Here is a 23,586-nt window from a genome sequence, read left to right on the forward strand (position 1 = left end):
TACGGAGTCAGAGTAACTGGCTGCACCGTTCACTTTGTCGATGAAGGCATGGATACCGGCCCCATCATCCTGCAGAAGACGGTTCCAGTGTACGACGATGATACGCCCGAACGGCTACACGCCCGGATCCAGGAGTTGGAACGCGAAGCCTACCCGGAGGCGCTCTCCTGGTTAGCCGATGATCGGCTCCGTATCGAAGGCCGCCGCGTATTTGTTCGCCCGGCTGACGTCCAGAGCGAATCTCCAAATTCCTGAGACAACTTCCGATTTCTGTCGGCAGAAAAATTCTATCTAAGTAGGAAGGCGACTGCCGATGTCTGCTGTCCAATTCAGTTTAGCCGGTTGCCACGGCCAGAGCGCGGTCAAGCCGGTCGATGAGGTCGGCAGGCTCTTCCTGTCCGACGGAGATTCGCAGCAGCCATCGCGATACGCCGCAGGCTTCCGCCCAGTCCAGTTCGTCGTAGTGTGCGAGTAGCGTAAACGGGCAACACAAGGTGAATGTGGTTCCCAAATTCGGCCCTTTGCAGAGTTCGACGGCATTGTAAAAGCGGGCGCTCGTGCGCGCCGGATCGCGCAAAACGAATGAGAAGAGGCCGCCAAATCCTTCGTTCGGCCGGCGGAAGCGGTCAAACCGATCCCGATCTTGGAACGCCGGGTAATAGACCGTCTCGACCGCTGGGTGATTCCTCAGCCAATCGGCGAGGCGGAGAGCGGATTCGCTGGATTTCCGGATTCGCTGGTCGGCATCGCGGGAGAGGTCTTCGGCCACCACCACGGAGCCGCCCCAGATCACATCGTCGGCCTCTTCCTCAAGCAATTCGCGGAGAAGAGGCGCAAAAGCGCTCGCGGGGTTGATCACCAACGAACCGAGCATCACGTCGCCCCGGCCGGTGAACCACTTGGTGAGGCTGGTCACGAGCACATCTGCGGTCCGAAGCAGGTCGACATTCGTCCACATCGCGATGGTGTCATCGATGATGATGGGGAATCGATGTCGATCGGCGATGCGGCGAAGGGCTTCGAGGTCTGTGCTGATCAGGACGGGGTTCGAGGGAAACTCACAAAAGAGGGCCGCTGGCGCCTCGCCTTGACATTCCTCTGCCAGCTGCGCGACGTCAGTCGCGTCGGCTCGTGGGAGGAACAGATGGGGCGACCCAAAATCCTGGATGATTTTAAGCGTGTCGACGTAGGGAAATCCGAATTGCACGATACACCGCCCGGGGGCCATCCGCTGCACAACGCGGAAGAGCGTGTAGATAGCGGACATTCCGCAGGAGAACAGTCGAACATCGCTCTCTCGAACACCAAGGGCGCGGGCGATTCGCTCGCGGATGATTCTTTCCGCCGCATCGCTCGGCGGTTCGGATTCCCCCTCAAGAAGGGCCTGCGCCTGGCGGGATGAAAGGCCCTCTCCTGTATGGCGCCAATATTTGAGCGCCCACGTCGTGGCCTCGAGCGGAAACACCACAGCGAACACCCCGCGCCATGGTTTGACCTTTACTGCAGAACCGCTCCAGCGACCGACCTGATGGGCGCAGCGTAAAGCCGCCTGCTCTGCGCGGTACAGGTGGCAGTCTTCGCCCTCGGCGCAAACTTCCCTCTTCGCCTCGAGAAAAAGGGTACGGCAGGCTGGCGGAATGACGAAACGCGGATAGCCCGCCTTCAGTTTGTCAATCACCCGAGGCCTTTTCTCCTCGTAGTCGATGACATCCTGCCAGGTTGGCAGGCAGACGGAATTGGCGTGCGGCAGGTCGGGCATGGGGGCGCCCAGGTCTTCCGGGCGGCAAAGGGGAAATCGGAGCAAATCGCGTGGCGAATTCATCGCGTTTCGAGATGGGTCCGTTCCAACATTCGCTTCAACTCCGCCTCCACTCGCGCCTTTTCCGCATCAGACATCTTTAGAATTTCCTGAAGACCGAGCGCGAGATGGGGAATGTAGGTTTCGATATAGCTGCGTTTACGCGCGGCTTCGAGGTCCCTCTGGCGGCGCTTCAGAAAAACAGCCAGCCGGCGCCCGCACTCCTGAAGGGCCAAGGTCATTTCTGACAGGATTTCGTCGTAAGAGGCGATTGCGTCTTTGCTTTCGCTGGTGAAGGGGACCCAAACGCTCGCCATGTGGACGATGAGAACGACCGGGCCAAGCGGCAGCGCACCCTTGGGTTGGTTGAGGCCATAGGATTTCCAATTGACCCCGACCACCGCCTTTGTAATGGCACAAGCGCCAGGCTGATAGAGCAGCGGGACCCGGTTGGCAAACCTCAGGAGGCGAATCGGCTCCTCGTGCCCAAACTCGCCATGGGGATCCGATTCCCCGGGCCGCGCATAAGCCAGACCTGCCTCGATCTGGAATGGATTGCCCCGGTAGACGGCCGGTTCCCGTGTCACCGCTGTGTAAAAGTCCGCCTCGATTTCTTTCTGCAAACCGGCGAGGATCTGTGCCTCGCCGATGGGAGACAGGCAATCCGTTGGCGGCCGCATCAGTTTCGTCTCTTGGATCGCCTTGTATAAGGCCTGGACCTCGTGCGGCGGGATCCGCGCAGGGTTCGTCCGGGGATCGAGTCCTGCACGCTGGCAGATTTGCAACGCGGTTTGCTCACTGACGCGCGAGAAATCCGAGGCCAGCGCCGAGCGCAGCGTTCGGGCTTCCGTGTCTTTCAACATCTGCATCAAAAGGCCCAGTTCGACGCCGTGCGGGTGAGGCATGATTTCGCGCGGGATTTTCGGTAGCTCGTCAACCGCGCGCCGATACGTCAGCACGGTGCGCTGCGGGCTGGCGCCAGCGTCCGGCCGGGCGGGATCCGCTTTCGGCTTGAGCGTCAATCGATAGTGCAACGTCAGGTGTGGGTTGACGATCGCGCATTGCTTGAGAAATTCGTCGACCGATTGCTTGCCGCGCTGGTACTGGGCTTCCATTTCGATGGAGACTGACGTGCCATGCTCGTACACGCGCATTTCCCCGGCCGGGTTCCCTTCGGCGTCGACGTCTTGAAAGGCCGGCCTCCATTCGGTGGTCTCGTCGGACAGGATCACCGGCTTGTTGGCCCTTGTATCGATTTGCACCGCCATCCGATGGGCCAGTTTGCCCGACCGAATCTTGGAAAGAATCTGCACGGCGGATCCGGTGGTCAGTTGTCCATACATGCCTGCGGCGCTGATGCCGATACCCTGCTGGCCGCGCGACATGCGCAAGCGATGGAATTTGGACCCGTACAGCAACTTCGCGAAAATTTTCGGAATCTGCTGTTTGACGATGCCCGGACCATTGTCCGTCACTGTCACTCGAAACCGGTTGTCGGCGAGCTGATCGACCTCGACCAATATCTCGGGGAAAATCCCCGCCTCCTCACAAGCGTCCAGTGAGTTATCCACTGCTTCTTTTACGGCCGTCAGCAGAGCCCGGCGGGGAGAGTCAAAGCCGAGCAGATGGCGGTTTTTCAGAAAAAATTCGGAAACGGAAATGTCCCGCTGGCGAGCCGCCATCGATTCGGCCGTCTCGGGGGCCGGAGGATTCGCGGTACGCCTCGTCCGAGACGGCGACGAGCCTGACTGGTCCTCACGTTTCATCGGCTCGGAAACGTAGTGGGAAACGGGCGGGTTTTCACTTCAAAAGCGATCTATCGGCAGGACCTGCTTCCGGGCGATCCGGCTTCGGGCCGGGCCGGAACGGAAGTCGCTTCTGGATCACGCGGCGGTCGCTTTCGGTGAACACCAGGAACCAGAAACACGCGGAGAAGCCGAGCAGCAGGAGAAAGACGACCGCTAGTTTCATCCACAACGAGTCGGGTACGGTCACCAGTGCCAATGCTGCAAGGCACAACGCGGCCGCTGCGCCAATCCGACAGAATTCCCGCCCGCATCCGCGGGCGCGAGCGCCGGCGAGCCAGGCCGTCGCGCCGAATTCCGCGGCGGCTCGCAAAAGCCAGGTCGCAGCGGCCCCCTCGATCCCGAAACCGTGGATCAGCAGGCCGGCCAACGCCAGGTAGATCGGCAGTTCGACCGCGTGCAGCTTGGCTGTAAGGTCCGGGCGCCCGATGCCCTGCAGGAACGAGGCGGGCACAAACGCGAGGGAGTGCAGCAAAATGCCCGCTGCCAACCATCGCATAACCGGCGCGCTCCGCAGCCCATATTCCGGCCCCAGCCACAGCGCCAGTCCTTCGGGGGCGAAGGCAACCAGAATCAACGTGGCTGGAAACATTAGCGCCAGGAGCAGGCGGACGCTTTGAGCCATCAGCCCGCCTGTTCCGGCCGGATCCGAACGATATTCCGCCGCAAATGCCGGAAACAAGACCGAGACCCAAGCGCGGGGAAAAATTAAAAGTTTCACAACGATTTCCGCAGACGTCGCATAAAACGCCACGTCCGACACGGCGCGGATCGCTCCGATCAAAAAGCGATCGATGTGGACCATCAACGGCTGCACGATGTTTGACACCGTCATCCAGCCGCCGAAGGAAAGAAGCCGGGGGGCGCCCTGCCGATCAAACGCCCAGGCGGAACGGACGCCAGGCACGTACCGAAGACAGGCAGCGAAGTACAGGAGCCATTCCACGATTCGGCCGGCGAGGAGCACCCAGACGACGGCGAGCAGGTCCTGCCGGAAAGGCAACACGAGCAACGGCCCTGCAAACGTATATGCGCCCATCGGCATGCGAATCAGGTTGATGAGCGGAAATTTCCGGCAGGCTTCTAGCGCGCCGATCAGGCCGGTGACCGTGACCAACAGCGGAAGCGCCAGGGCCACCGAGCGAAACGATCGCAGCGATTCCGGTTGGAGGGGAGGGTCAATCGTGAGCACGTCCTCCACCAGCCAGGGCGACGCCGCGTAGACCAGCGCGCCTGCCGCCGCCCCGAGCCCCAGCATCATCATCATCGCGGTCCAGAAGGCCGCCGGCACCTCCGCGGGCGCGTGCTCGAGCTTCTCCGCGACAGTACGGGTCAGCGCTCGACCGAGGCCAAGATCGAAGATGCTGAAATAACCCACCACCATCCAAATCAGCGACAGCAGGCCGAATCGCTCGTTGCCAAGCCCCCGAATCAAAAGAGGGATAGCCACCAGGGCGATCAGCATCGGCGCGCACAGGCCGATCAAGTTCCATACGGTGTGTCGGGCCAACTGGCGGCGCCGCACCGATGTCGTCCCGTTATCCACGGTTGATTAGACTCCGAAAGGCCTCCTGATGCTGCCGTGCGATTTCCCGGATGGCGTAGCGGGCGCGAACAGATTCGGCCGCGGCCAGGCCCAGGCGACGCGAGGCTTCTGGCTGCAGGAGGGCGTCGGCCATCGCGGTGCGCCATGCCGCCTCATCATAGGGCGGCAGCAATCTGCCGTCCTTGCCGTCGGTAATGATATCGGGAATGCCGCCCACATTGGAGGCGAAGGCTGGTAGTCCGCAGGCCATGGCTTCAATCAGCGCGAGGGGGTGCGCTTCGCTCTCCGAGGGAAACACGAAGGCGTCGGAGGCTTTGAGGTAGTCCGCTACACGGTCGGTATACCCCGTGAAGGTGACGCGGGGTTCGAGTTTATGCTCTGCGGTGAAGCGGCGCAGTTCCTCCTCACAGGAGAGAAATTGGCTGCCGCCCGCACCGATCAGCAACAAATGAATTTGAGGATACTGCGCGGCCAGTTCGCCAAATACGCGCAGCAGCCGCTCGAGCCCTTTCCCGCGGTTCAGCTTTCCCGAATAGGCGAAGACAAACTTGTTCTCTACGCCAAGGGTTTTTCGGAGCGTCTCGCGCTCTTGCGGCGCAGGTGGCGTGAAATTCCGGAACTCAATTCCGTTCGGGATGCGAAGGATTTTCGCGGGCGGGATTCCCCCCTCGATATATTCCTGCTCGATCACCCTTGAGATGGCGAGAAACCGGTCGGCGCGCAAGTACAGGGCATTTCGCGCGCCGATCGCGAGTCGGGCGGGCCAGGGGAGTTTGCGCGGAACGGCAGCGCCGGCAAAGAGGAAGGCGCCGGACCATTCGCCGCAAGCCTCGGACCTCAGGATGACGCGCTTGCGCAACAGGAGTGCGGCGATCACGCCCGCAAGCCCGAGCACGCGAAGTCCGCAGACGTAAATCACATCGAAGTGGTTGCGTTCGCGAATCAGCGTGGCGATCGCGCCTGGCAGCATCAGGTATTTGCCCCACCTCGGCGCGCCTGAGGGCCCGATCCGCCGCACGCGCACGCCATCCACCTCATCGATTGCCGGCAGCGTCCGTTCGTGCCGCCGCGTCAACACCCAGACGGGCGTTCCCAGCGCGAGCAATTCACGGGCCAGGAGCCGGGCATGGGTTTCTCCCCCGCCGACGCGAGGAAAAAAACTGCCGGTCAAGAGGCAAACCGATGGCTCACGACCCTGCTGTCCATTCATTGTTTGCAGTGCGGCGGCCACTCGCCGCGATTATATTTCACGATCTACCGTCAACGGCGGAAGCCGCCGAGCCCGGTACCACATGAAACCGATCAAATCGAAGGTGGTGCGCGGCAGCCTCGACAAGTTCGTGTATTTCGACCGTCCCGCCGGCCGCGGGCGATGATCCACCGGGATTTCCTCAATTGAGCGGCCGTGAAGCCGGAAGTACGCCCCCATGAAGCGGTGGACGCCATTGACGGGCGGCAGGTCCTCGCGGCACTCGCGCTTGAAGGCTTTCAGGCTGCAGCCCGTATCGCGCAGCCCGTCCCGCGTCACGAGATTGCGGATGGCGTTCCCGATTCGCGAACCCACCCGCCGGGACCAGGTGTCGCGCCGTTTCGCCCGGTAACCGACGACGACGTCGACCGGCCCGACCCGCTCGACCAACCGCGGGATGTCTGCCGGATTGTTCTGGCGGTCCCCGTCGATCGTCACGAGGATTTCGCCTTTTGCGCGGGAAAGCCCCAGTAGCATGGCCGCCGATTGCCCGCGGTTTTGCTCCGAACGAATACCGCGGATGAAAGGATATTTTCGTGCCGCCTCAGTGATCCGGTCCCAGGTTCGATCGCGGCTTCCATCATCCACGAAGAGGACTTCGAATGGACCGGCGCGGTCGGCTAGCGCGGCGCACTCCTCGGCGAGCGGAAGCACATTGTCTTCCTCGTTAAATACGGGAATGACAATCGAGTAGCGCATGACTCGATCAAGGCAGAGTGGCAAGCAGGCGTCAAGGCGCGTCGTTCAGGCCTAAGCGGCCGGAGTCGGATGGTTTGCCGCCCCTAAAAGATGAGAAATCCATTCCGAGAAATTTCCATGGCATGGAAATCGCGGCGAACTTTTTTTCCATTCCATGGAAATTTGGGGCCGGCCGGGGTTGATCTAGGCTTCCGGCTTATCGGGGGTGCAGGTCAGCCTTTCGCTGCGCGGTCGGCCCGGTAGGCCTGGATGATCTTTTGCACAAGGGGATGGCGGACGACGTCCGCTTCGGTCAGTTCGATGATCGCGATGCCGTCGACGTTTCGGAGCGTCCGTTGCGCCTCAAGCAGGCCCGACGATTTGTGGGCGGGGAGGTCGACCTGCGTTAGATCGCCGGTGATCACGCATTTGGAATCGAAGCCGAGCCGGGTGAGGAACATCAGCATCTGCTCCTCCGTGGTGTTTTGCGCCTCGTCGAGAATCACGAACGCGTGGTTTAGCGTGCGGCCGCGCATATAAGCGAGCGGGGCGACCTCGATCACACCGCGTTCCGAATATCGTTCGATCCGATCGGGGCTCATCATGTCGTAGAGCGCATCGTACAGGGGTCTCAGATAAGGGAAGACCTTTTGTTGCAGATCCCCGGGGAGGAACCCGAGGCTTTCGCCGGCCTCGACCGCCGGGCGGGTCAGAATGATGCGGCTGACCTCGCCGCGGGTTAGGTCGGCCACCGCCATCGCCATGGCGAGATAGGTTTTGCCCGTGCCCGCGGGGCCGAGGCCGAACACAAAATCGTAGTTGCGGATTGCTTCGAGATAACGAAGCTGGCCGAAGGTGCGCGGGTAGATTGGCGGTTTGCCATCGGCGACCTCGATGCGCGCGGAGTAGAGCCGCTCGAGTTCAGCCTCGCGGCCATCGAGGAATGCCTGCACGGCATACGCGATGCCGGGCTCCCGCAAGGTGACACCCGACTGGCGCGCCACGCGCAGGATGTCGATCAGCCGGCAGACCCGTTCGACGGCCTCTTCGGGACCTTCGACCTTCAGCCACAGATCGCGCGAGGCAAGCCGCACACCGAATGCGGGCTCGAGTTTCCCAAGAAGTTCGCCACGGCGTCCGAGCAGCTCCTGGACTTCGCGGGCATTGTCGAAATGAAGAACGCGATCAGCCATCGAAATGCGGTTTGAGGCGCCTGTAGAGGTCGTCGAGGGCTTGCGGGATGACGGTGACATCCGCCAGAACCGGCATGATGTTGGTGTCGCCCACCCAGCGAGGGACCACGTGTTGGTGCAGGTGATCGCGGAGGCCGGCGCCGGCTGCCTTCCCAATGTTGAAGCCGATGTTGAAGCCATCCGGCTTCATGACCGCGCGAAGCACCTCAAGGCTCCTGGCCGTCAGGTCCATCAATTCGATACGCTCCTCGCGGGTAAGGTCCCCCAGTTCCGCGACATGCCGGATCGGGCAGATCATCAGGTGGCCGCCGGTGTACGGGTATCGGTTCATCACAATGGAGCACGTTCGACCCCGGAAGAGGAGATGGTTGCGCGCGTCTTCCGTCTCGGCGAATTTGCGGCACAGAAAACATTCCCCGTCTTTGGGGGCCAGGATGTATTCGATGCGCCAGGGCGCCCAAATATTGCTCATGGGCGCGGCTTCCCGATCCGGGCACATTTGACGGAATCGAGCATTCCCTGCAGTCTATCGACGTGGCTCCTGCAGTCAAGATGCCGGGCCGGTTGCCTGGACTTCGCGCGGTGTTCGTGGCCGCCGCCCTGCTGTCTGGTCTTGTGGGGACGCTTCTGCTCCGAGAGACCGCTGAAGAGCAGGGATGGGAGCCGGAGCTTTCCCCCTCGGCGCGGCGGATCCTCCTCGCGTCGGGCGCTTCTTTTGAAGCGGTGACCGGACGGGCGGCCGTAGCCCAGGCGCCTGAGCGCACGCTGGCCGCCCAGTTGGCGGATGCGGCCGACTTTGCGGCAGCCGAAGCGGTCCGGCGCCTGGGCCTGTCTTCCCTAACGGCTCCGTTGCGGGTGATCCTCGTCCCTTCCGCCGGGGCGTGGGAAGAGTGGAGCTTTGCAGAAGGGTTTCGAGGCGACAGCCTGGCGATCCACCTGAACGGGGAAATTCTTCTCAAGGGCGACGCATCTGATGCGGCTTGCATCGATCGGATTGCGCATGAAACCGTCCATTGGGCCATCAGCGCCGCATACGGCAACCGAGTGCCTCTGTGGCTAGATGAAGGACTTGCCGGTTATTGGGGCAAATTGATTGCGCGAAGCTATTTTACGGCCCGGGGGATCCGGGCGGCGGTAATGGTCCCTGCGCTTTCCGACGAGAAATGGGAGCCGCTCGATCTCCTGACCGCGCGGACGAACTTGCCGGCGGACAGTGAATCGGCAAAAGTCTTCTACCGCGCGTCGGTCGAACTGGTGCGGGCGATTGAAGATCGAATCGGGACACATCGAATGCCCGATTTCATCCGCGCGGTAGCAGGCGGTCGCGATTGGCGCCAGGCGCTCGAGGAATTTTCCCACGGGGCGCCGCCGCGGCCGGTCGATCTGGAACGCGAGGTCCGCCTCGCCCTTCAGCAGGCTCATACATGGTGAAAGGCAAAAAATCGCTGGCGGTCGCGCCTCCGAAACGGGCGGAGGAAAACGCCATCTGGTTGTTTTTTGGGAACGACGAGGAATGCGTTGCCCGTAGCGCCGTTCAGCTCGTCGATTCGTTGGTCCCTCGCGAACTGCGGGACACCGAGCTGGAGACGGTCGACGGCCGCGCGGAAAATGCAGAGGAAGCCGTTGCAGCGATTCGGCGCGTGCGCAGCGGGCTGGAGACGGTGGGGCTTTTCAGCACTTCGCGTCTGGTGTGGCTGCGCGATGCGACGTTCTTCCAGGACAACCGCGTGGGACGCTCATCGGCGGTCAAAGCGGAGGTCGCCGCGCTCGCTGATCTGATCAAATCGGGCTTTTGTCCGGGCAATCGCCTGCTGGTCACTGCGCTGTCGGTCGATCGGCGCTCAGCGTTTTTCAAGGCCTGCGAAGTGTATGGTGACGTGCGAGAGTTCGAGATCCCTGACAGGCCGCGCGAGCAGGAGGAATACGTCTGCGAGCGGATTCGGGAGATCGCAACTGGACTCGGCCTGGACCTCACCCACGCCGCGGTTGCGGCGCTGTATGGCAAGATTGGACCAGACACGCGGCGACTGGCCGTCGAACTCGAAAAGCTGCGCTGCTACAAAGGGGAGGAGCATCGGGTCACGGACGAGGACGTCCGGCGCATCATCTCCGCCGCGCGCGAAGCGGCCGCATGGGATCTGGCGGATGCAGTGGGCGACAGGAATTTGGAACGCTCCCTCGAGACGCTGCGCCAGTTGTTGTTCCAAGGCGAGGAGGAATTCCTGCTCATCATGGGCCTGCAATCGCGAATCAGTGAGCTCCTCATCATTCGCACGGCCCTTGATCAGGGGTGGATGGAGGTTGGCGGCAGCGACGCGTGGCCCCGGGCGGCATGGCGGGGGGCCGGCCCTGCGGAGGCTGTCTTCGGCGACCTGCCCGAGAAAATGCAGCCGGCGCAAATGAATCCCTTCCGCGCGGGCCGGCTGGCAATTCAGGCGCGGCGCTATAAGCGAGCAGAGCTGCTGGAGGCGCAACGTATCCTGCTCGAAACGCACGAGGCGATGGTCCGCACGCCCACGCCACCCGACTTGCTGTTGGAAATGGCTCTGGTCAAAATCATTTCCAAATGAGAGCGACCCTCTCCATCACGATAGCGATTTGGGCTCTGTCGTTTCTGCTGCCGGCCTCCGGGTTGGCCGAGACGGGACGTCCTCAGCTTTGGTTCGAGGTGGGCGAGGAACTGCATTATCGCATTTACTGGGGAGTTATCTATGTCGGCGATTCGCACGTGACCACGGAATGGATCGAGGAAGACGGAAGAACCTTGCTGCGCATTCGGTATCGGACCCGCAGCAATTCGTTTCTGGACCGCATCTATCCTGTGGATGACACGATCGAAGCGGTTATTGAGCCGCATTCCTTTCTTCCCGTGCGCTTCGAAAAACGGTTGAGCGAGGGGCGCTATCGGGCCGACGAGGTCACGGTTTTCGACCACGCTGCCGGCAAGGCGTATTGGACGAACCGTCGAAAGAACATCACGAAAGAATTTGATATCGAACCTGACACCAGGGATATCGTGACCTTCATGTATTTCATGCGCCAGCGCGAATTCCTGCCGGGCGAAGAGGCCAGTTTTCGGGTGATGGCGGATGAAAAAATTTACGACCTGTTCATCAAAGCCGGTCCCGTTGAGACCCTGTCCATGCCGAAATACGGGAAGGTCAAGAGCATTCGGATCGTGCCGGAGGCTGCATTCCAGGGGCTGTTCGTAAGGAAGGGCAGGATGACACTCTGGGTGTCGCAAGACGCGCGGCGAGTCGCGACGCGGATCCAGGCGTCGGTGCCGGTGGCGAACGTGCATGTCAACCTGTATCAGGTACGCGGCCCTGGCAACGACTTCTGGGTGCAGGGAGGATCGAAATGGGCCGAGGATGGGGCGGGGGGAGATGCGCGCCGCCCGGAGACTGAGGATCTGGCCCATGTCGATTAGCGTTTCTCGCGCACGCGCCATTACCGCTCGGTTCTCGCATCAGAAAGTCCTCGTGGTCGGCGACCTGATGTTGGACCACTACATTCATGGGCACGTCAGCCGTATTTCGCCGGAGGCGCCGGTGCCCGTGTTGCTGGTTGCCCGCGAGCACAGCGTGCCCGGCGGGGCCTGCAACGTCGCGGCGAACGTCCGCGCGCTCGGCGGCGCGGCCGCCGTTGCCGGCGTGATGGGGCGCGACGCGCACGGCGCTGCTCTGGAACGACTTCTGCAGAGCGCCGGAATCGAAACCCGAGCGGTGTTGCGGCTTCCGGGCCACCCCACGACCGTCAAGACGCGGGTGATTGCCGAACGGCAACAGGTTGTCCGCGTCGACTGGGAAAAACCGGCCCGTTTGAATGATCGGCAGCACCGGGAACTGGCCCGAAAAATCGAGCACGCCTTTGAAGGCGTGACGGCTGTGATTTTTGAAGATTACGGAAAGGGGGTTCTTACTCAACCCGTCGTGGATGCCGTCATGGCCGAGGCCCAACGGCGAGGCGTTCCGGTGGGCCTTGATCCCAAGGAAAACTATCAGCTCCGATTTGATGGACTTGCCCTCGCCAAGCCCAACCGGAAGGAAGCCTTCGCGCATGCCGGACTGCCGGATCCGGGCCCGAGGAATAATCCTACGGAAGATGTCGCGCTCCTGGAGGTGGCGAACAGGCTGATGGAAAAATGGAAACCAGCCCTGTTGCTGATCACGCTCGGCGCCCAGGGGTTACTGCTGGCCGAACGCGGCAAAAAGCCGTATCACGTCCCGACTCGAGCAAGAGAAGTCTTTGACTTGAGCGGCGCGGGCGACACGGTGATCGCCACATGCATGCTGGCCTTGGCGGCCGGCGCCGACGCGCGTGCCGCCGCGGAGCTCGCTAATTACGCCGCCGGCGTCGTCGTAGGGAAGCTCGGGACTGCGACATGTTCGCGCGAGGAGCTGCTCGAGTACCTCGCCCGCGGATAATCGCCATGCGGGTCGCCATCGTCATCCCCGCCCGATACGGCTCCTCGCGATTGCCTGGGAAACCCCTGATTCAGCTCTGCGGCAAACCCTTGATCCAATGGGTTTGGGAGCGCGCTCGCCAAAGCCGACATGGCGAAACGGTGCGGATCGCGACGGATGATCCTCGAATCGTCGAGACCGTCCGCGCGTTCGGGGGGGAATGCGTGATGACCCGTCCTGACCACCCATCCGGCACGGACCGCATTGCCGAAGCAGTCCGGCATCTCGATCTCGATATCGTGGTGAATATCCAGGGGGACGAGCCACTAATCGATCCGGGATTGATCGACAGCCTGGCCGACTCGCTCGCTCAAAATTCCGATTGGGATATGGCGACTGCGGCAACACCGATCCGGTCGGAAGGGGATCTTCGAAACCCTGCCGTCGTCAAGGTGGTCGTGGATGCTTGCGGTTGTGCCTTGTATTTCTCGCGAGAACCGATTCCCCATGTGCGCGATACGGTCGACCCGGCTCAGATCCTTTCGCGCGGGTTGCATCGCCGGCACCTTGGGGTATATGCCTACCGCCGCGATTTTCTCGAACGCTTGGTCGCGACCCCGCCGTGCGAGCTGGAACTGGCAGAGAAGCTCGAGCAACTGCGAGCTCTCTACATCGGTGGGCGCATAGGTGTCCTCGCGACCGAACATGTCGGACTGGGGGTCGACACGCCCGACGACATTCCGCGCGCCGAGGCGGCCCTCCGCGCTCAGGCCTGACGAACACGAGCGCCGAACACGCGCCGAGAGACGGGCTGCGGCAATGGCGCCGCAGTAATCAGCGTTTATTCGGCGGCGCTCAGACTTGCTTCCAATTCGGCAAGGAGCTTCGCGGCGGATTCGCTAAGGGGACGGCGGGCCGCTGCCGCGCGGAGCGTGTCACGAGCGGCCCGAACGTCGCCGGCCCGCGCCAAACTCAATGCGAAATTGTAGGCCGCAAGCGGGTGTGTCGGCTCGACCTCTAAAACGGCCGCGAACGACGCAGCGGCCTCGCGGTAGGCGCCCAGCCGGAACAGCGCCTCGCCGCGGGCATGGAGGAGTGGTGCGAAATTCGGGCGTATGGCCAGCCCGCGATCGGTCATGCGCAACGCCTCCTCCGCCCGGTTGGCCTGCATCAGATGGACGGCCGCATTCGCGTAGTCGGTCGGGCGTTGGTCAGGGATCTGAAATGGCCAGAAGACGATTCCCAGCGCGGCGAGCGCTAACACGATGGAAAGTCGGGGTCGCCCTGCGCGGAAATCGTCGGTAATGCGGCGAAGGCCGGCCGCGCCCAGCCCGAGGAAAAGAGGCGCAAGCGCGAGCCGATACCTGGCCGTGATGAACATGGCAACGAGGCTCAACACACCGGCGGCGGCCAGCGACCGGAGCGGCCCGGCTCCGCGGGCGCAAGCCAGGCCGACCAGTCCTGCCCAGCCGATCCAGGCGAAACTGGGCCACCAGCGGCTTTCGAACCAGCCCACCAGCAGTTGCGACAGTTCGACGAGTCGCAAGTCGTCTACATCCACGCCATGGAACACGAGGACAGCTTTGCGCAGCGCCAAACGCAGCGCGTCTGCCGGCCGTTCTCGCCAAAATTTCATCGCCTGTTCACTCCACCACGCGGAACTTTCCGCGCGAGACAGCTTGCGTCCGACAGCCTCCTCCGCAGCGCGGTGAGCGTCCTCGAGGAGGGCCCCAGCGGTCATTCGAAAGTTTCGGACCCGAACCGGGTGGCCGGTGGCTCGCTCGTGGTTCCCCATGTAGAAATTGAAGCCGCTATGCGTGGTGAGTCCGACGAACTGCCCTTCGATGCGCGCGTTGTGAACGGCAACAACCGCGATCGGGCCGGCGAATGCGAGAGCGAACGCCAGGAGATGGCGCAATGGAATGCTCCGCTCCCGCGCCGAGAGCGCCTCGGCCAGCGCCCACGCGGGCGCCATCAAAAGCCAGGCTGCCCAGCCGAGCGCGGATGTTCCCGCCAGCAGCCCGAGACCCAGCCAGCTCGCCGTGCGTTGGCGTTTGAAGCGGAGCGAGATCCAGGCGAAGAGGGCCGTGGCGAATGCGTTCAGCGTGTTGGGCATGGTCTGAACCGAGTACGCAATTGCGACGGGATACATGGCGTAAAGCAGGCTCGCGAGGGCGGCCACGGGCGGGATCGCACCGAGCCGCGCGGCCGTCAGCGCGATGAGCGCGGCGGTCGCCGCGTCACACGCGATGCCGAAATACGCGGCGTTTTCCGCTCGGGGTCCTGTCGCGAGATAAATAAGGCGCAGCGCCCACGGGTAGAGCGGCATGTGGTCGAAAGCGCGGTCCGGAAAAAAAGGTTCCTGCGCGGCCCTGTGATAGAGGGCTCGGTCATGGCCGCCGGCGCCAGGGTTGGCGAGAGAGGACTCAGCGAAGTCCGCAAAATATAAGCACCGCACGGCTGCAGCTAACACGGCGGACGCAACCGCGATCAATTTCACGGAACGACGAACGGTCGTCATGAAGGAATCGTCAATCGCAGGCCCCTCGATGGCAAGTCCGCGCAAAAGAGCATCGCGCGCCGGCCGCGCTTATGACAGACTCCGGCCAGGAGGATGAGCGATGAAGGCGGTTTTGGCGCTGGATCAAGGGACGACGAGTTCTCGAGCCATACTCTTCGACAAGTCGGGCCGAGTGATCGGCGCGTCGCAGCGCGAATTTCCCCAACACTACCCCCAGCCGGGCTGGGTCGAGCACGACGCCATGGACATTTGGGAATCGCAACTGGATTGCGCCAAAAGGGCGATTCGCGAGGCTGGACTGAACCCGCGAGATATTGCAGCGATCGGCGTCACCAACCAGCGCGAGACCGCGATCCTCTGGGACCGCTCTAGCGGGCGACCGGTTCATCGCGCCATCGTTTGGCAGGACCGGCGGACGGCCGAACTGTGTGAACGTCTCCGCCGTCGTGGGTTGGAGCCGTCCATTGCGCGGAAGACAGGCCTGAGACTTGACCCGTATTTCTCGGCCACCAAGGTCACATGGATGCTGGACCACTCGAAAAAATTGCGCCGCGACGCGGAAAATGGACGCGTGGCGTTTGGCACGGTCGATTCTTGGCTGGTTCACCAGTTGACCGAAGGCGGATTGCATGTGACTGACGCGTCGAACGCCAGCCGGACGCTGCTGTTCAACATCCGCACAGGTCGGTGGGATGCTGCGCTCTTGCGCCTTTTCGGCGTGCCGGCCCCGATGCTTCCTGCCGTGCGGGATTCGAGCGAGGTCGTGGGGGTCGTTTCCAAGCGGTGGTTTGGCGCCGAAATCCCGATTGCGGGCATCGCCGGCGACCAGCAGGCGGCGTTGTTCGGCCAGTTGGGGATTCGGCCGGGCCTCGTGAAAAACACGTATGGCACCGGCTTGTTCATGCTGATGAACACCGGGACCCGGCCCGTGTTTTCGCGCAACCGGCTGCTCACCACGGTCGCCTGGCGATTGAAGGGCGAGATGACCTACGCGCTCGAGGGCAGTGTGTTTATTGGGGGCGCCGCAGTCCAATGGTTGCGTGATGGTCTGCGGCTCATTCAGCGGTCAGCCGACATCGAGCCGCTGGCGGCGAGCGTGCCCGATTCGGGCGGCGTCGTCCTAGTGCCTGCATTTACCGGTCTGGGAGCGCCCTACTGGGATCCGTATGCGCGCGGGACGGTGGTGGGCATCACGAGAGGAACCTCGGCTGCGCATCTCGCGCGCGCGACGCTCGAAGCCATCGCGCACCAATCGGCAGATGTGCTGGATGCAATGCGGAGAGATGCGCGGTTGACCCTTCGCGAGGTGCGGGTGGATGGCGGTGCATCGGAGAACAACCTGCTGATGCAAATCCAGGCGGATCTGGCGCGGGTGCCCGTCGTTCGGCCGGCCGTTCGTGAAACGACGGCGCTCGGCGCGGCGATGCTGGCGGCGTTGGCAGTTGGATTTTGGCGCAATCTGCAGGAACTGGAACGGATCTGGGCGTTGGATCGCCGGTTCCGCCCCCTGCAGCCTGCCGCGGCATCTCGTAGGGCGCGGGAGCGATGGGCCGAGGCTGTTCGGCGTTCGCTGGGATGGGCGCGGGCAGGCGGCGGGGTCGGGCAGTGAATCGGGAGGAGGCGATTCGCCGGATTCGCGGCGAGCCGACGGAATGGGATGTCCTCGTAATTGGCGGCGGCGCCGCGGGGTTGGGCGCCGCGGTCGATGCTGCCGCCCGCGGCTATGCCACGGTTCTCGTGGAACAGCACGACTTTGCGAAGGGCACCTCGAGCCGGAGCACCAAACTCATTCACGGGGGCGTCCGCTACCTGCGCCAAGGCAACATTGCCCTTGTCAGGGAGGCGCTGCACGAGCGAGGCCTGCTGCGGCGTCTCGCGCCACATCTGGTGCGCGACCTCGGATTCGTCGTGCCGCTCTACGCATGGTGGGAGGGGCCCTTTTACGGGTTCGGTTTCAAACTCTATGATGCTCTGGCGGGCGATCTTGGCCTTGCGCCATCCCGCCGACTTTCGAAGCGCGAGACGCTGGCCCGCATTCCGACAGTTCGCGCAGAGGGTCTGCTCGGGGGCGTGGTTTACCACGACGCGCAATTTGACGACGCCCGCCTTGCAATTGTGCTGGCGCGGACGCTCCACGCCCTCGGCGGAGTGCCGCTAAATTATGCTCGCGCGATTCGTCTGCTCAAACGCCGCGGCCGCATTTGCGGCGCCGTGGTGCGAGATGAAGAGGATCCTGCCAAGCCAGTGTACGAAATCCGCGCCCGGGTCGTCATCAACGCGACGGGCGTTTTTGCGGACCGCATCCGCCGGTTGGACTGCCGCGGCGCGCAGCCGCTGGCGTCGCCCAGCCAGGGCGTGCACCTCGTTCTCGACCGGTCGTTCCTGCCCGGCGATGACGCGATCATGGTGCCACACACCGAGGACGGCCGGGTGCTTTTTGCCGTGCCGTGGAAAGGGCGTGCGTTGATTGGCACGACCGATACGCCGGTTCGCCGCGCCGTACTCGAGCCGGTCCCGCTGGACGAGGAGGTCGATTACCTCCTCCGCCACGCGGCGCGCTATCTCGCCCGCGCGCCGACCCGCGATGACGTGCTGAGCATGTTCGCCGGCCTCCGCCCGCTTTTCGGGTCGCGAAAAGGCGCGCCGACGGCCGCGCTGTCGCGGGAACATTACATCGAAGTCTCGCCGTCCGGGCTGGTGACGATCGTGGGAGGGAAATGGACCACCTACCGACGGATGGGCGAGGACGTCGTGACGCGGGCGGCCGAATCAGCCGGCCTGCCCAAGCGGGAGCCCGCCTCCGCCGATATTCCCCTTTTGGGCGCGCCAGCCATGGCGCCCGAACCAGGTCGGCTTGCGGACTACGGAACGGAGTCTTCGGAGATCGAAAAGTTGGAATCGGCCCAACAAAATCTCGCGGCGCCCATCCACCCGCGGCTGCCCTACTGTTTCTCACAGGTTTTGTGGGCGGTGCAGCGCGAAATGGCCCGCACGGTGGAGGATGTGCTGGCCCGTCGTACGCGGGCGCTGTTTCTGGATGCCCGGGCCGCCCTCGAGGCCGCGCCCGCCGTCGCGGAACAGCTCGCCGAAATGCTTACCAGACCGCGTTCCTGGGTGGATTCACAACTTGAAGAATTCAAAAAAATCGTTCAACGATACCTTCCATCCTAAAAGGCGGTCGACGCATCACCAAAAGGAGGTATCGGATGGCAAGCATTTTCAAAGCCTACGACATTCGCGGCATCTATGGGGAAACTCTGACCGATGAAATCGCGAGAAAGATCGGCCGGGCATTTGTAACCTTCCTGCGTTGCAAAACGGTGATCGTCGGGCGCGACATGCGGCCGCATTCGGAACCGCTGTTCCGCGCGCTGGCTGAGGGGTTGATGGAGCAGGGTGCGGATGTCATCGACCTCGGACTCGTCTCGACCCCGATGTCTTATTATGCCAATGGGAAGCTCGGAGCGGATGCGAGCATCATGATCACGGCCTCGCACAATCCTGGCGAGTGGAACGGCTTCAAGCTTTGCCGCGAAAAGGCGATTCCGATCAGCGGCGCGACGGGCATCAAGGAACTCGAAAAAATCGTCGCCTCGGGCCAGTTTCCGGCGCCTTCCCGCCGCGGCTCGCTCAGCACCTATGACATCATCCCGGCTTACGTCGAGCGCATCCGTTCCTTTGCTAATTTCAAGCGCCCGCTCCGCGTTGCAATCGATTACGCGAACGGCATGGGCATCCTCGAAGGCCGCGTGTTGCAGGGCCTGCCCAACCTCTCGATCGACCCGTTGTTTGACACACTGGACGGCACCTTCCCCAACCACGAGGCCAACCCGCTCCACGAGGAAACGTGGGAACCCTTGCGCCACAAGATTCAAACATCCCGCTATGACGTCGCCTTGTATTTTGACGGAGATGCCGATCGGGTCGGCTTCATGGACGAGACGGGCCGGGTCGTGTCCAGCGACATGATTACGGCGCTCATCGCGCAGGAGATGCTCCGGAATGCGCCAGGTTCTCCGATCTTTTACGACCTTCGCTCTAGTTGGGCGGTCAAAGAAGTGATCCAGGAACACGGTGGTCGCCCCATGATGTCTCGCGTAGGGCATGCATTTATCAAACAGCAGATGCGCGAGGTCGATGCCGTCTTTGCGGGGGAACTGTCGGGGCACTATTACTTCAAGGAAAACTTTTACACCGAGAGCTCGGCGCTGGCGGCGATCTACGTTTGCAACCTGATCTCCCACTCGGACCGGCCCCTCTCCGAACTGATCCGGCCGATTCGGCGGTATTATGCCAGCGGCGAAATCAATTCGAAAGTGAGCGACACGCAGGCCGTGCTGACTCGCCTCCGTGAAAAATACGGCGCGCACGGGCGCGTGATCGAACTGGACGGGCTTTCCGTCGAGTTCGACACGTGGTGGTTCAATGTTCGAGCATCAAACACGGAGCCTCTGGTGCGCCTGAATCTCGAGGCGAAGACACCGGACGAGATGCAACGGCGGAGGGACGAGGTCCTCGCGATCATCCGCGCCTGATCGGGCGGCGCGAGGCTCTAAGAAGTCCCGGCTTCGGCCGGCTCGGAAACGCAGGTGAGTCGCCGGAAGGTACCCTTTTGCCCGGCACAGCCGGCCCGCTGGGTGCGCCCGATGGCAAACACTTTCCCGTGGCGCGCTATTTCCAGGTCGAGTAGGGATGGCGCGCGAGGTAGGCGTTATAAAATCGTTCGTCGCCGGTCACCTCCTCGCCCAGCCACTCTGGCCGCTCGATCTCCGTTTCCGTTGCCGGCAGTTCCACTTCGGCGAGGATCAGACCGACATTCTCGCCGTGGAATTCATCGACCTCGAACAGGAGCCCGCCGCAGGGAACGACATGGCGAGTCTTTTCAATCCGGCCGGGCAAACAGATATGCTCGAGCAAGAAGCGGGCCTCCTCGACAGGGATCGGATATTCGAACTCCGCGCGCGCCGCGCCGTGGCTGCGTCCCTTGATCGTGATCCATGCCGAGGCTCCCGCCATCCGAACGCGGACCGTGCGATCCGGATCGCCGCACAAATACCCTTGGAGGATCCGGACGGCGGAAATCGCGGCGGCCCGCCACGACGGGCTGCGGACGAGGAATTTTCGCTCGATTTCTTGTTTCATGCCGGCAAGCGGGAGAAAAAAAGACGGAGGCTGAGGGAACGCCTCGTTGCGTCTTCCAATTTTTCCAGCTCCGCATACTATCAGCCGCTATGAAAAAACGCACGGCGCAAATCGCGCGCAAGACCCGGGAGACTGACATCCTCGTCGAGCTGGATTTGGACGGCGAGGGGCGCGCCAAGAACCAAACAGGCATTCCGTTCCTCGACCACATGCTGGACCTGCTGGCCAAGCATTCGTTGATCGACCTCCGCATCGAGGCGAAAGGCGACCTGGAGGTGGATTACCACCACACGGTCGAGGACGTCGGCCTTGCGCTTGGAGAGGCGCTCGACCGGGCTTTAGGCGATCGAGCCGGCATCAACCGCTACGGATGGAGTCTTGTGCCGATGGACGAATCGCTCTGCCAGGTCGCGATCGACCTCGGCGGACGGCCGTATCTGGTCTACTCGCTCGCCACGAAGAAGCGGAAAATTCGGGATTTTGACGTGGATCTAATGGAGGAATTTTTTCGGGCCTTTGCCACGCAGGGCCGGATGAACCTACATATTGCCCAGCTTTACGGTCAGGAGCCGCATCACGCGCTCGAGAGCGTCTTCAAAGGGGTGGCGAGAGCCCTCTTGCAGGCGGTGACCCTCAACCCACGTGTAAAAGGTGTTCCCTCGAGCAAGGGCCGGCTCTGAAGCGTGGCGAGAGGGAGGCGCGAGGTCGTTTTTTGTATGGGATGAAATTTCCATAGCATGGAAACTTCGAAAAAATTTTTTCCATACAATGGAAATTACTCCGTCGGAGCATGCGCGGGGAGGACCCAGCGGTGATTGGCATTCTGGACTACGAGGCTGGAAACCTCGGCAGCGTGACAAACGCCTTTCGGTTTCTCGAAATTCCCGCACGGGTTGTGGCGGAGCCCTCAGCGCTGCGAGGTATTTCGGCAATGGTCCTGCCAGGTGTCGGCGCATTCGGCGACTGTCTCGCCAAACTGCGCGCGCGGGGATTCGAGGGGCCAGTTCGGTCCTGGATTATGGAGGGCCGGCCATTTCTCGGCATTTGCGTGGGGCTTCAAGCGCTCTACGAGGGCAGCGAGGAGTCCCCGGGCGTTCCTGGTTTGGGCATTTTCCGAGGCGTGGTGCGGCGTTTTCCGGAGCGGCCGGACCTCAAGGTGCCTCAGATCGGCTGGAACAGTGTTCGGCAGGTAAAGCCGGATTGCCCCTTGTTCGCAGGGATTCCCGACGAATCGTATTTCTATTTTGTCCACTCCTACCGCGCGGAGGCCGGCGGGGACGAAGTGGCGGGAGTTGCGGACTATGGCGGGCCCTTCGCGGCGGCCGTGTGGCGGGACAATGTCCTCGCGATCCAATTTCACCCCGAAAAAAGCCAGAAGGTCGGTCTCGCGCTGTTGCAAAATTTTGCGGACTGGGCCTATGAGAGGACGGCGCCTCGATGAACGTATTCATCATTTATCCCGCGATTGACATTCGGGCAGGGCACTGCGTCCGGCTGATGCAGGGCCGCTCGGATCACGCGACGGTGTACAGCAACGACCCGGTCGGCATGGCGAAACATTGGGAGAGCGAAGGGGCCAAGGCGCTGCACGTGGTCGATCTGGATGGCGCGTTTGAGGGGCGCTCAGTCCAGCATGAGATCATTGCGCGGATTATCCGGGCGGTGACGATTCCGGTGCAGGTGGGCGGTGGGCTTCGGACCGATGAAGATGTCGCCCGGCTGCTCGACGCTGGCGCTTCCCGCGTAGTCATCGGGACCCGGGCTTGGGCCGCGCCGGACGAGGTGCGAAAACTGATCGAACGATATGGCAAAAAAATTGCCATCGGCATCGATGCCCGCGGCGGGCTGGTCCAGATCAAAGGATGGACGGAGACCACGAACGTCCGCGCCGTCGAGCTGGCCAGGCGGGCGGATGAACTGGGTGCTCAGACGATCATCACTACCGATACGGCGGTGGACGGCACGCTGCGGGGAACGAATACGCTGGCGGTGGATGAAATCTGCATGGCCGTAAAGGCGCGCGTCATTGCGTCCGGCGGCATCAGCTCCGTCGCGGATGTGTTGTCCCTCAAGGCACTGGGCCGCGCCAACCTTGTTGGCGCTATCGTTGGGAAGGCGCTTTACGAGGGCCGCGTGACGGTTGCAGCGCTCAATAAGGCGGCCTCGACCCGCTGACGAATCAGGGCGCCCAGAGGTAAAGGAATTTCGGACTTGCCATCAGCTCCCGAATCCATGCCGTTGGATGGATCGGTTTGCGGACGCTCATCAGCCAGCCCCACAGGTGAAGAGGCTCCTCATACCGGATGACCTTGATTTCGGGCACGCCAAGCAGTTCGGCGGTTTTAGCCATCACGTCTTCCCAGTATCCGATCTGGTCCACCAAGCCCAGCTCGAGTGCGCGGGGCGCCACAAATAGACGGCCATCCGCTAGAGTTCGGAGCTGGTCGGCGGGGATTCGGGACCGATTTTGCGCGACGATCCCGAGAAAGTGTTCGAACATGTCATCGATCATTTCCTGAACCAGCCGACGCTGGGCCGGGTCGACCTCCTCGAACGGATTGAGCAGGTCCTTGTTGGGCCCGGATTTGATGGTCACGTCCCGGATTCCGAGTTTTTCACTCAAGCCCTTGATGTTGACGGTCTGCATGATCACGCCGATGGATCCGAGGACAGTGGTCGGCTGTGCGATGAGCCAGTCGCCGGCCATGGAAATGTAGTAGCCGCCCGATGCGGCCAGGTCGCGCATGAAGATCACAACAACACGATTTGTTCCGCTTTCGCGGAAATCCACCAGGGCTCGGTAGATTTCGTCGCTCGCGGTGATGCCGCCTCCAGGGGAGTCCACCTCGAGGAGGATCGCTCTAACATCCGGATCCGCCTTGGCTGCGCGAATTTGCGCGAGGACCGAGTCGACCATATTCAACGTCGGTCCGAACAACCCGTCTTCCACTTCGCGGAGGATCAGCCCCTCGACCGCGATGCGTGCGACCTTTGTCTCGCCATTGCCGTAGGACCAGATCTCCTTCAGAGCGGGGAATTCGTCCACCGCCCGGTCGTGGATGGGATTGCGCAGTGCAATCTTCTGCTCCAGTGCGGAGGCCAAACTCAAAATGGCAATCAAGCCCGCCACGAGCAGCAGCAGCCCCAGGATTCCGGCGACCCAACAACCGATTCGAGATGACCTGCGATTCGTCGGGGGCGGATGTGGCAGGGGAGGGGGGTGCGCGTTCATGGGGTCAATCGTTAAG

The 23,586-nt window shown here is 62.5% G+C and carries 22 protein-coding genes; 12 read left to right on the forward strand and 10 right to left on the reverse strand.

From position 1 onward, the window contains the following. Positions 1-255: phosphoribosylglycinamide formyltransferase (locus NZ740_04650; GenBank protein ID MCS6771296.1), on the forward strand; the 255-nt coding region annotated here is incomplete at its 5' end. Between the two features lie 79 nt (positions 256-334). Here the strand turns inward: NZ740_04650 and NZ740_04655 are convergent. From NZ740_04655 to NZ740_04685, 7 genes are all read right to left on the reverse strand, one after another. After that, positions 335-1,822, reverse strand: a complete 1,488-nt coding sequence (locus NZ740_04655) for a PLP-dependent transferase (protein ID MCS6771297.1) — start codon at positions 1,820-1,822, stop codon at positions 335-337. Further along, on the reverse strand, positions 1,819-3,564 hold the full coding sequence (locus NZ740_04660; protein MCS6771298.1) for a DNA topoisomerase VI subunit B: 1,746 nt from the start codon (positions 3,562-3,564) through the stop codon (positions 1,819-1,821). The genes NZ740_04655 and NZ740_04660 overlap by 4 nt, the downstream gene beginning before the upstream one ends. Positions 3,565-3,598: 34 nt before the next feature. Continuing rightward, on the reverse strand, positions 3,599-5,149 hold the full coding sequence (locus tag NZ740_04665; protein ID MCS6771299.1) for a flippase: 1,551 nt from the start codon (positions 5,147-5,149) through the stop codon (positions 3,599-3,601). Next, complete coding sequence (locus NZ740_04670; protein MCS6771300.1) at positions 5,142-6,359, reverse strand: glycosyltransferase family 4 protein; 1,218 nt, start codon at positions 6,357-6,359, stop codon at positions 5,142-5,144. The genes NZ740_04665 and NZ740_04670 overlap by 8 nt, the downstream gene beginning before the upstream one ends. A 30-nt stretch (positions 6,360-6,389) precedes the next feature. Beyond that, entirely contained in the window at positions 6,390-7,097 is a 708-nt protein-coding gene (locus NZ740_04675; GenBank protein MCS6771301.1) for a glycosyltransferase family 2 protein, read from the reverse strand. A gap of 212 nt (positions 7,098-7,309) precedes the next feature. Further along, entirely contained in the window at positions 7,310-8,269 is a 960-nt protein-coding gene (locus NZ740_04680) for a PhoH family protein (GenBank protein MCS6771302.1), read from the reverse strand. Further along, complete coding sequence (locus NZ740_04685; protein ID MCS6771303.1) at positions 8,262-8,741, reverse strand: HIT domain-containing protein; 480 nt, start codon at positions 8,739-8,741, stop codon at positions 8,262-8,264. The genes NZ740_04680 and NZ740_04685 overlap by 8 nt, the downstream gene beginning before the upstream one ends. A 62-nt stretch (positions 8,742-8,803) precedes the next feature. Here NZ740_04685 and NZ740_04690 point away from each other — a divergent pair, with 62 nt between their 5' ends. From NZ740_04690 to kdsB, 5 genes are read left to right on the forward strand one after another with little or no spacing between them, the layout of a single operon-like run. Next, positions 8,804-9,700 (forward strand): hypothetical protein, encoded by an 897-nt coding sequence (locus NZ740_04690; GenBank protein ID MCS6771304.1) that lies wholly within the window; start codon positions 8,804-8,806, stop codon positions 9,698-9,700. Next, on the forward strand, positions 9,694-10,839 hold the full coding sequence (gene holA, locus NZ740_04695; protein MCS6771305.1) for a DNA polymerase III subunit delta: 1,146 nt from the start codon (positions 9,694-9,696) through the stop codon (positions 10,837-10,839). The genes NZ740_04690 and holA overlap by 7 nt, the downstream gene beginning before the upstream one ends. Next, the gene (locus tag NZ740_04700) at positions 10,836-11,699 is read left to right on the forward strand and encodes a DUF3108 domain-containing protein (GenBank protein MCS6771306.1); all 864 of its coding nucleotides are present in this window, start codon (positions 10,836-10,838) and stop codon (positions 11,697-11,699) included. Before holA ends, NZ740_04700 begins: the two co-directional genes overlap by 4 nt. After that, a complete protein-coding gene (gene rfaE1 / locus NZ740_04705; GenBank protein MCS6771307.1) occupies positions 11,689-12,696 on the forward strand; it encodes a D-glycero-beta-D-manno-heptose-7-phosphate kinase in 1,008 nt (335 codons plus the stop codon). Before NZ740_04700 ends, rfaE1 begins: the two co-directional genes overlap by 11 nt. A gap of 5 nt (positions 12,697-12,701) precedes the next feature. Beyond that, positions 12,702-13,451, forward strand: coding sequence for a 3-deoxy-manno-octulosonate cytidylyltransferase (kdsB, locus tag NZ740_04710; protein MCS6771308.1), 750 nt, complete (start codon positions 12,702-12,704; stop codon positions 13,449-13,451). A 65-nt stretch (positions 13,452-13,516) separates the two neighbouring features. On the opposite strand, the gene NZ740_04715 is transcribed toward kdsB, so the two are convergent. Further along, the gene (locus NZ740_04715; GenBank protein ID MCS6771309.1) at positions 13,517-15,196 is read right to left on the reverse strand and encodes a glycosyltransferase family 39 protein; all 1,680 of its coding nucleotides are present in this window, start codon (positions 15,194-15,196) and stop codon (positions 13,517-13,519) included. 100 nt (positions 15,197-15,296) lie between these two features. On the opposite strand from NZ740_04715, the gene glpK reads away from it, so the two are divergent. From glpK to NZ740_04730, 3 genes are read left to right on the forward strand one after another with little or no spacing between them, the layout of a single operon-like run. Then, positions 15,297-16,805 (forward strand): glycerol kinase GlpK, encoded by a 1,509-nt coding sequence (glpK, locus tag NZ740_04720; GenBank protein MCS6771310.1) that lies wholly within the window; start codon positions 15,297-15,299, stop codon positions 16,803-16,805. Then, complete coding sequence (locus NZ740_04725; GenBank protein ID MCS6771311.1) at positions 16,742-18,367, forward strand: glycerol-3-phosphate dehydrogenase/oxidase; 1,626 nt, start codon at positions 16,742-16,744, stop codon at positions 18,365-18,367. Before glpK ends, NZ740_04725 begins: the two co-directional genes overlap by 64 nt. Positions 18,368-18,402: 35 nt before the next feature. After that, positions 18,403-19,731, forward strand: a complete 1,329-nt coding sequence (locus tag NZ740_04730) for a phosphomannomutase/phosphoglucomutase (protein MCS6771312.1) — start codon at positions 18,403-18,405, stop codon at positions 19,729-19,731. Between the two features lie 136 nt (positions 19,732-19,867). Here the strand turns inward: NZ740_04730 and NZ740_04735 are convergent, their stop codons facing one another. Then, a complete protein-coding gene (locus NZ740_04735; GenBank protein ID MCS6771313.1) occupies positions 19,868-20,338 on the reverse strand; it encodes a CYTH domain-containing protein in 471 nt (156 codons plus the stop codon). 89 nt (positions 20,339-20,427) lie between these two features. Between NZ740_04735 and hisB the strand changes: the two genes are divergently transcribed. The 3 genes from hisB (at position 20,428) to hisA (ending at position 22,513) form a co-directional block, all read left to right on the forward strand. Continuing rightward, complete coding sequence (gene hisB / locus NZ740_04740) at positions 20,428-21,018, forward strand: imidazoleglycerol-phosphate dehydratase HisB (GenBank protein MCS6771314.1); 591 nt, start codon at positions 20,428-20,430, stop codon at positions 21,016-21,018. 131 nt (positions 21,019-21,149) lie between these two features. Further along, on the forward strand, positions 21,150-21,779 hold the full coding sequence (hisH, locus tag NZ740_04745) for an imidazole glycerol phosphate synthase subunit HisH (GenBank protein MCS6771315.1): 630 nt from the start codon (positions 21,150-21,152) through the stop codon (positions 21,777-21,779). Beyond that, complete coding sequence (gene hisA, locus NZ740_04750; protein ID MCS6771316.1) at positions 21,776-22,513, forward strand: 1-(5-phosphoribosyl)-5-[(5-phosphoribosylamino)methylideneamino]imidazole-4-carboxamide isomerase; 738 nt, start codon at positions 21,776-21,778, stop codon at positions 22,511-22,513. Before hisH ends, hisA begins: the two co-directional genes overlap by 4 nt. Before the next feature lie 4 nt (positions 22,514-22,517). On the opposite strand, the gene sppA is transcribed toward hisA, so the two are convergent. Further along, on the reverse strand, positions 22,518-23,570 hold the full coding sequence (gene sppA, locus NZ740_04755) for a signal peptide peptidase SppA (GenBank protein MCS6771317.1): 1,053 nt from the start codon (positions 23,568-23,570) through the stop codon (positions 22,518-22,520). Positions 23,571-23,586 lie beyond the last annotated feature (16 nt).

The organism is Kiritimatiellia bacterium, from assembly GCA_025054615.1.
Lineage (GTDB): Bacteria > Verrucomicrobiota > Kiritimatiellia > CAIVKH01 > CAIVKH01 > JANWZO01.

Excerpts from the sequence above, each read along its gene's own strand:
- NZ740_04655 (MCS6771297.1), bottom strand. The coding sequence starts at position 1,822 with ATGAATTCGCCACGCGATTTGCTCCGATTTCCCCTTTGCCGCCCGGAA.
- NZ740_04660 (MCS6771298.1), bottom strand. The coding sequence starts at position 3,564 with ATGAAACGTGAGGACCAGTCAGGCTCGTCGCCGTCTCGGACGAGGCGT.
- NZ740_04670 (MCS6771300.1), bottom strand. The coding sequence starts at position 6,359 with ATGAATGGACAGCAGGGTCGTGAGCCATCGGTTTGCCTCTTGACCGGC.
- NZ740_04675 (MCS6771301.1), bottom strand. The coding sequence starts at position 7,097 with ATGCGCTACTCGATTGTCATTCCCGTATTTAACGAGGAAGACAATGTG.
- NZ740_04680 (MCS6771302.1), bottom strand. The coding sequence starts at position 8,269 with ATGGCTGATCGCGTTCTTCATTTCGACAATGCCCGCGAAGTCCAGGAG.
- NZ740_04685 (MCS6771303.1), bottom strand. The coding sequence starts at position 8,741 with ATGAGCAATATTTGGGCGCCCTGGCGCATCGAATACATCCTGGCCCCC.
- holA (MCS6771305.1), top strand. The coding sequence starts at position 9,694 with ATGGTGAAAGGCAAAAAATCGCTGGCGGTCGCGCCTCCGAAACGGGCG.
- NZ740_04700 (MCS6771306.1), top strand. The coding sequence starts at position 10,836 with ATGAGAGCGACCCTCTCCATCACGATAGCGATTTGGGCTCTGTCGTTT.
- rfaE1 (MCS6771307.1), top strand. The coding sequence starts at position 11,689 with ATGTCGATTAGCGTTTCTCGCGCACGCGCCATTACCGCTCGGTTCTCG.
- kdsB (MCS6771308.1), top strand. The coding sequence starts at position 12,702 with ATGCGGGTCGCCATCGTCATCCCCGCCCGATACGGCTCCTCGCGATTG.
- NZ740_04715 (MCS6771309.1), bottom strand. The coding sequence starts at position 15,196 with ATGACGACCGTTCGTCGTTCCGTGAAATTGATCGCGGTTGCGTCCGCC.
- glpK (MCS6771310.1), top strand. The coding sequence starts at position 15,297 with ATGAAGGCGGTTTTGGCGCTGGATCAAGGGACGACGAGTTCTCGAGCC.
- NZ740_04725 (MCS6771311.1), top strand. The coding sequence starts at position 16,742 with ATGGGCCGAGGCTGTTCGGCGTTCGCTGGGATGGGCGCGGGCAGGCGG.
- NZ740_04730 (MCS6771312.1), top strand. The coding sequence starts at position 18,403 with ATGGCAAGCATTTTCAAAGCCTACGACATTCGCGGCATCTATGGGGAA.
- NZ740_04735 (MCS6771313.1), bottom strand. The coding sequence starts at position 20,338 with ATGAAACAAGAAATCGAGCGAAAATTCCTCGTCCGCAGCCCGTCGTGG.
- hisB (MCS6771314.1), top strand. The coding sequence starts at position 20,428 with ATGAAAAAACGCACGGCGCAAATCGCGCGCAAGACCCGGGAGACTGAC.
- hisA (MCS6771316.1), top strand. The coding sequence starts at position 21,776 with ATGAACGTATTCATCATTTATCCCGCGATTGACATTCGGGCAGGGCAC.
- sppA (MCS6771317.1), bottom strand. The coding sequence starts at position 23,570 with ATGAACGCGCACCCCCCTCCCCTGCCACATCCGCCCCCGACGAATCGC.